5 protein-coding genes are annotated in these 5,982 nt (G+C 68.5%); 3 read left to right on the forward strand and 2 right to left on the reverse strand.

Features of this window, described 5'->3' with window-relative positions; genetic code table 11:
• Positions 1–165: 165 nt before the first annotated feature.
• Both ACFU8Q_RS38065 and ACFU8Q_RS38070 read right to left on the reverse strand, forming a co-directional pair.
• A complete protein-coding gene (locus ACFU8Q_RS38065; RefSeq protein ID WP_384463718.1) occupies positions 166–1,131 on the reverse strand; it encodes a zinc-binding dehydrogenase in 966 nt (321 codons plus the stop codon).
• A 383-nt stretch (positions 1,132–1,514) separates the two neighbouring features.
• Positions 1,515–2,726, reverse strand: coding sequence for an NADP-dependent malic enzyme (locus ACFU8Q_RS38070; protein WP_384463721.1), 1,212 nt, complete (start codon positions 2,724–2,726; stop codon positions 1,515–1,517).
• Between the two features lie 524 nt (positions 2,727–3,250).
• Between ACFU8Q_RS38070 and ACFU8Q_RS38075 the strand changes: the two genes are divergently transcribed.
• The 3 genes from ACFU8Q_RS38075 to ACFU8Q_RS38085 are packed head-to-tail and all read left to right on the forward strand — an operon-like array spanning position 3,251 to position 5,936.
• A complete protein-coding gene (locus ACFU8Q_RS38075) occupies positions 3,251–4,198 on the forward strand; it encodes an ABC transporter substrate-binding protein (RefSeq protein WP_384463724.1) in 948 nt (315 codons plus the stop codon).
• A gap of 29 nt (positions 4,199–4,227) precedes the next feature.
• A complete protein-coding gene (locus tag ACFU8Q_RS38080) occupies positions 4,228–5,178 on the forward strand; it encodes an amino acid ABC transporter permease (RefSeq protein ID WP_384463727.1) in 951 nt (316 codons plus the stop codon).
• A complete protein-coding gene (locus ACFU8Q_RS38085; protein ID WP_384463730.1) occupies positions 5,175–5,936 on the forward strand; it encodes an amino acid ABC transporter ATP-binding protein in 762 nt (253 codons plus the stop codon). Before ACFU8Q_RS38080 ends, ACFU8Q_RS38085 begins: the two co-directional genes overlap by 4 nt.
• The last annotated feature ends 46 nt before the right edge of the window (positions 5,937–5,982 follow it).

A 5,982-nucleotide genomic window follows, 5' to 3' on the forward strand; every position in this document is an offset into this window, starting at 1 on the left:
CGACCTCACCCGCGATGGAGAGTGGATCAGCGAGCGGCGTCATGCGGCTTCGAATCCAAGGCGGAGGAGGGAAGCGACGCGGAGCGTCGTTGACCAACGACAACGCCGGAGGCGGAGTCGCAGGGCGTCGGGAGCCCGCTCTCCATCGCGGGTGAGGTCGTTACCTCAGGAGCAGTTGAGCACGATCTTCCCGAACTGGTCGCCCGCGGCCAGCCGTTCGAACCCCTCGCGGGCCCGGTCCAGCGGCAGCACCTCGTCGATGACGGGCCGTACGCCGGTCGTCGCGCAGAACGCCAGCAGGTCCTCCAGCTCGTCCTTGGACCCCATGGTCGAGCCGACGACCTTCAGTTCCAGGAAGAAGATCCGGGTCAGCTCGGCGTGCGAGGGCCGGTCGCCGCTGGTCGCACCGGAGATGACGAGCGTGCCGCCGGGGCGCAGGGACTTCACCGAGTGGGACCAGGTGGCGGCACCGACGGTCTCGATGACCGCGTCGACGCGCTCCGGCAGCCGCGCGCCGGGCTCGTACGCCGCGATCGCGCCGAGTTCGACGGCACGCTTGCGCTTGGCCTCGTCACGGCTGGTGGCGTGGATACGCAGCCCGGCGGCCCGGCCGAGCACGATCGCGGCGGTGGCGACGCCGCCGCCCGCGCCCTGGACGAGGACCGAATCGCCCGGGCGCACGCCGGCGTTGGTGAAGAGCATCCGGTACGCGGTGAGCCAGGCGGTCGGCAGGCAGGCGGCCTCCTCGAAGGTGAGCTCCTTCGGCTTGGGCAGCACATTCCAGCTGGGGACGGTGACCTGCTCGGCGAAGGTGCCCTGGTAGCGCTCGGTGAGGATGGACCGGGGTTCCTTCGGACCGACGCCGTGCCCGGTCTGCCCGATGACGGAGTGCAGGACGACTTCGTTGCCGTCCTCATCGATCCCGGCGGCGTCGCAGCCGAGAATCATCGGCAGTTTGTCCTCGGCGAGGCCGACGCCGCGCAGGGACCAGAGGTCATGGTGGTTGAGTGAGGCGGCCCGGACGCTGACGGTGGTCCAGCCGGGACGCGCCTCGGGAGCGGGGCGCTCACCCAGCTCAAGGCCGTTCAGGGGCTGGTCACGGTCGATACGGGATGCGTAGGCGGCGAACATGGCCTCGACGATAGGCCGGGGCACGGACCGGCGTAACCGTCCACAGGTGTGACGCGCACCGCGAAAGAATCAGCCCCTCCGGCGCTGGAGGGGCGGAGGTCCGGGGCAGCACCCCCGGCCGAGAAGAAGCGGGGGTCCGGGGAACAGCGCCCCCGAACGAGAAGAAGCAGAGGTCCGGGGAACAGCGCCCCCGAACGGGAAAGAGCGGAGGTCCGGGGGCAGCACCCCTGTACTGGAAGGAGCGGGGGTTCGGGGACAGTGCCCCGGCTGGGAAGGGGCGGGGAGGGGAACAGGCCCGCCGCAGGCGCACCCGCGACCGGATCACCCGCGGGCACACACCCCGCACCCGGGCATTCGCACCCCGCCCCGCCCCACCCCAAACCTCAGCGCCGGGCCACGCCCTCCGCCCGCGCCGCCGCGGCCACAGCGGCCGTGACCGCAGGCGCGACCCGCTCGTCGAACGGCGACGGAATCACGTAGTCCGCCGCGAGCTCGTCGCCCACGACATCCGCCAGCGCGTTCGCCGCGGCGATCTTCATGCCCTCGGTGATCCGGGAGGCCCGGACCTGAAGGGCTCCCGCGAAGATGCCGGGGAAGGCCAGCACGTTGTTGATCTGGTTCGGGTAGTCCGACCGCCCGGTCGCCACGACGGCCGCGTACTTGTGGGCGACGTCGGGGTGGACCTCGGGGTTCGGGTTGGCCATGGCGAACACGAACGCCCCGGGCGCCATCGACGCGACGGCCGCCTCGGGCACCGTACCGCCGGAGACCCCGATGAAGACGTCCGCACCGGCCAGCGCGCTCTCCAGCGAACCGGAGAGCCCGGCCCGGTTCGTGAGTTCGGCCAGCTCACGCTTGACGTCCGTCAGGTCCTTGCGGTCCCGGCTGACGATGCCCTTGCGGTCGGCCACGGCGACGTCGCCGAGCCCCGCCTCCAGCAGGAACTTGGCGATGGCGACCCCGGCCGCGCCGGCGCCGGAGATCACGGCGCGCAGGTCGCCGAGGCTCCGGCCGGACAGCTTCGCGGCGTTGCGCAGGGCCGCGAGCGTCACGACGGCGGTGCCGTGCTGGTCGTCGTGGAAGACCGGGATGTCGAGCCGCTCCTGGAGCTTGCGCTCGATCTCGAAGCAGCGCGGCGCCGAGATGTCCTCCAGGTTCACGCCGCCGAAGGACGGCGCGAGCCGGACGACCGTCTCCACGATCTCGTCCGCGTCGGTGGTCGCGAGCGCGATCGGCACCGCGTCGACGCCGCCGAACTGCTTGAAAAGAATCGCCTTGCCCTCCATCACGGGGAGGGATGCCTCGGGGCCGATGTCTCCGAGGCCGAGCACCGCGGTGCCGTCCGTCACGACGGCGACGACCTGCGATTTCCAGGTGTAGTCGTGGACCAGCTCGGGATTCTCGGCGATGGCGCTGCACACCTTGGCGACGCCTGGTGTGTACGCGAGGGACAGGTCGTCCTTGTCGCGGACGGGAACGGTGGCCTGCACGGCCATCTTGCCGCCGCGGTGCAGCGCGAAGGCCGGATCGAACGGCTCATCGGTGGCGCTGTCGGTGGTGCTGTCGCTGCGAGGATTGACGATCTCCGCTGCCATGGTGTTGACCCCTTAAGTCTTCATCGTTTGAGGGTGGCCACTCCTGGTTGAGGAGGGGTGGGCGGGCACCGCGTACGTTCCCCACGTCGGCGGTTGGCCCGCCCCGGCAGGGAGAGATACATACGCGCGGACGCGCCGCACACGCGTCCTGAGCCCCGGATGAGGGGTGTAAAGGTCTTTTTTACCCGACGGACGGTGTGACGGACGAGTCCATCTCGGCGCGGTGATGTGACTCATAGTCGAATATCTGGACAAGTCGACTTACCGGCGAAATGGCGTCCACCAGTCGAGACGCGCCGCAGATCCTCCGGCGTGAAGACGAAAACCCCACAGATGGTCCGGCCTTGAGGTGCCGGCCCTTGAGGTTCGGGGATTACCCGTTACCCGATTTTGACATAGCTGGCCCACTGTTTGGGCAAATCCGAATGGCAAGATGCCCTAATCGCACAGAGCGGCGACACCAGATGACGCGTGTCATTTCACCGCCTGGCAACACCACCTTCACCTGCCGGAGGAACCCGATCATGACCGCAAGCACCACCCGTCGTACGACCGCGAAGTCCCGGATTGCAGCGGTCTGCGCCATCGCGGTCGCCGGCACGCTGCTGCTGACCGCCTGCGGCGACCAGACCGACAAGGGCTCCAACAGCTCCGACGCGGCGAAGGCCCCGCTCGCCGACCTCCTGCCGAAGGCGATCCAGGACAAGGGCACCATCAAGGTCGGATCGGACATCGCCTATCCGCCGGTCGAGTTCAAGGACAAGTCCGGCAAGACGGTCGGCATCGACCCCGACCTGGGCGAGGCGCTCGGCAAGCAGCTCGGAGTGACCTTCGAGTTCGAGAACGGCACCTTCGACACGCTGCTCACCGGTCTGCGTTCCAAGCGATACGACCTCGCCATGTCGGCCATGACGGACACCAAGGACCGTCAGGAGGGTATCGACTCGGCCACCAAGAAGAAGGTCGGCGAGGGGGTGGACTTCGTCGACTACTTCACCGCCGGCGTCTCGATCTACACCAAGAAGGGCGACGACCAGGGCATCAAGACCTGGGCGGACCTCTGCGGCAAGAAGATCGTGGTCCAGCGCGGCACGGTCTCGCACGACCTCGCCAAGTCCGAGTCGAAGAAGTGTACGGGTGGCAAGACGATCGCCATGGAGGCGTTCGACAACGACCTGGAGGCCCAGACCCGGCTGCGCGGCGGCGGCGCCGACGCCGGCTCCTCCGACTTCCCGGTGGCCGCGTACGCGGTGAAGACCTCGGGCGGCGGCAACGACTTCCAGATTGTCGGCGAGCAGGTCGAGGCCGCCCCGTACGGCATCGCCGTGGCCAAGGGCAACGACCAGCTGACCAAGGCCATCCAGGCGGCACTGAACGCGATCATCAAGAACGGCGAATACGGAAAGATCGTCGCCAAGTGGGGCGTGGAGGCGGGCGCGGTCACCGAGGCCAAGCTCAACGGCGGATCCTGACCGGCGTCCAGGGCTGAAAGGCATCAGCTGTGACTGAAATCGAGAAGGCGGACCCGGCGGCCACCCCGCCCGCTCCCCCCGTACCTGCCGCAGGACCGCAGACGATCAAGGCCATACCCGTCCGGCACTACGGCCGGTACGTCACCGCCGTCGTCGCCGTCGGCCTGCTCGCCCTGCTCGTCTCCGCGTTCGCCCGCGGCCGGGTCAACTGGGGCGCCATCCCGGACTACTTCTTCGACGACCAGATCCTCACCGGCGTCAAGAACACCGTGATCATCACCGTCCTGGCGATGGTCCTCGGCGTGGTCCTGGGCATCGTCCTGGCGGTGATGCGGCTCTCCAAGAACCCGGTGACCTCCACGATCGCGTGGTTCTACATCTGGTTCTTCCGCGGCACCCCCGTCTACGTACAGCTCCTGGTCTGGTTCAACCTCGGCATCGTTTTCACGTACATCAACCTCGGGCCGATCTACAAGGACGAGTGGTCGTCCTTCATGACGCCCTTCCTCTGCGCGCTGCTCGGCCTCGGCCTCAACGAGGCCGCGTACATGGCGGAGATCTGCCGGGCCGGCCTCCAGTCGGTCGACGAGGGACAGACCGAGGCGGCACACGCGCTGGGCATGAGCCACGCCAAGACGTTGCGCCGGATCGTCGTCCCGCAGGCGATGCGCGTGATCGTGCCGCCGACGGGCAACGAGGTCATCAACATGCTCAAGACCTCCTCCCTGGCGGTGGCCGCCCAGTACACCGAGCTGCTGAGGGCCACCCAGAACGTCTCGCAGACCTCGGGCGCCACGGTGGAGATGCTGTTCCTGGCAGCGGCCTGGTACATCATCCTGACCTCGGTGCTGAGCATCGGCCAGTTCTACCTGGAGCGGTACTACGCACGCGGGTCGAGCCGCAGTCTGCCGCCCACCCCGCTGCAGAAGGTCCGGGCGCAGCTGACGTCCCTGGGCCGCCCGAAGGGAGGCATGGCATGACCGCCATGGTGAAGGCCGAGGGCGTCCACAAGTCCTTCGGCGCCGCGCACATCCTCAAGGGCATCGACCTGGAGGTCGCCCCGCGCGAGGTCTTCTGCCTGATCGGCCCGTCCGGCTCCGGCAAGTCGACCTTCCTGCGGTGCATCAACCACCTGGAGCAGATCAACGCCGGCCGGCTGTACGTCGACGGCGAGCTGGTCGGCTACCGGCAGAAGGGCGACAAGCTCTACGAGCTCAAGGACAGCGAAGTCGCCCTGAAGCGCCGGGACATCGGCATGGTCTTCCAGCGGTTCAACCTCTTCCCGCACATGACGGCGATCGAAAACGTCATGGAGGCCCCGATCCAGGTCAAGCGCGAGCCGAAGGCCGTGGCGAGGGCCCGGGCCGAACAGCTGCTGGACCGGGTGGGCCTGGCCGACAAGGCGAAGAACTACCCCTCCCAGCTCTCCGGCGGCCAGCAGCAGCGGGTGGCCATCGCCCGCGCCCTGGCCATGGAGCCGAAGCTGATGCTCTTCGACGAGCCGACGTCGGCGCTCGACCCGGAGCTGGTGGGCGATGTCCTCGATGTCATGCGCGGGCTCGCGGAGGACGGCATGACGATGGTCGTCGTGACCCATGAGATGGGCTTCGCCCGTGAGGTCGGCGATGCGCTGGTCTTCATGGACGACGGTGTGGTGGTCGAGTCGGGCCACCCGCGCGACGTACTGACGAACCCGCAGCACGACCGGACGAAGTCGTTCCTGTCGAAGGTGCTGTAGGCGGCGCTGTAAGAGCGTGGGGGGAGGGCGGTACGGACCCGGCGTC

This window comes from Streptomyces sp. NPDC057543, from assembly GCF_042801895.1.
Taxonomy (GTDB): domain Bacteria; phylum Actinomycetota; class Actinomycetes; order Streptomycetales; family Streptomycetaceae; genus Streptomyces.

What these genes read in the sequence shown, in the direction of transcription:
- ACFU8Q_RS38085 (WP_384463730.1), top strand. Translation starts at nt 5,175, where the DNA reads ATGACCGCCATGGTGAAGGCCGAGGGCGTCCACAAGTCCTTCGGCGCC.
- ACFU8Q_RS38070 (WP_384463721.1), bottom strand. Translation starts at nt 2,726, where the DNA reads ATGGCAGCGGAGATCGTCAATCCTCGCAGCGACAGCACCACCGACAGC.
- ACFU8Q_RS38075 (WP_384463724.1), top strand. Translation starts at nt 3,251, where the DNA reads ATGACCGCAAGCACCACCCGTCGTACGACCGCGAAGTCCCGGATTGCA.
- ACFU8Q_RS38065 (WP_384463718.1), bottom strand. Translation starts at nt 1,131, where the DNA reads ATGTTCGCCGCCTACGCATCCCGTATCGACCGTGACCAGCCCCTGAAC.